This is a genomic window from Streptomyces dysideae (assembly GCF_001514305.1).
Lineage (GTDB): Bacteria > Actinomycetota > Actinomycetes > Streptomycetales > Streptomycetaceae > Streptomyces > Streptomyces dysideae.
Window position 1 is genome coordinate 1 of record NZ_KQ949224.1, and the last position, 515, is coordinate 515.

Annotated in this window: 1 protein-coding gene and 1 pseudogene; one reads left to right on the top strand and one right to left on the bottom strand. The window is 59.8% G+C overall.

Going from position 1 to position 515, the window contains the following annotated elements:
- The coding region (locus tag AQJ91_RS57260; protein WP_234383500.1) for a hypothetical protein at positions 1–247 on the bottom strand (247 nt) is incomplete at its 3' end.
- Positions 248–345: 98 nt separating this feature from the next.
- Here AQJ91_RS57260 and AQJ91_RS58695 point away from each other — a divergent pair.
- Positions 346–515 (top strand): annotated as a pseudogene (locus AQJ91_RS58695) (sugar ABC transporter substrate-binding protein); the annotation flags it as partial.

The window sequence follows — 515 nt, forward strand, 5'->3', positions numbered from 1 at the left end:
TGCGGAAGGGGACAGGGGGAATGCAGGGCCACGCATGAAGGTCGGCCATGGCGCCATGGGATGTCAACCAGCGTGCAGGGATGAAAAACACCGTGTGGCAGAGATGTTTGCGCCACTTGCCGCACTTTTTGTGCGTATTGCGCATGCTCAGACATTCCATGTCTGGCAGGCGCTGCACGGTCAGGTCCCACGCTTGAGCGACCGAAATTAATGGGATGTATTTCGCGTCGAGGGCACCTTCGTTCACCCTTGGTGTGCTCTGAGCTAGGAATTCGTAGCAGCGAGAGCGAGGGGCTAGACAGCGTGCCAATCGAAGCCCAAAATACATCCCATCAATACTAGGCGCTGGTCGGCGTCGACTACCCGCGCTCCGACACCGACTTCTGGAAACGACGTCGCCAAGCTCACCGCCAACGCGCAGACGTTCATCAGCCGGGGCGTCAAGGGTCTCGAGGTTATCGCCCCTGCCCTCACAGGAGTTGCCGCCATGTCATCCGCCCTGTCCGCTTCACCGG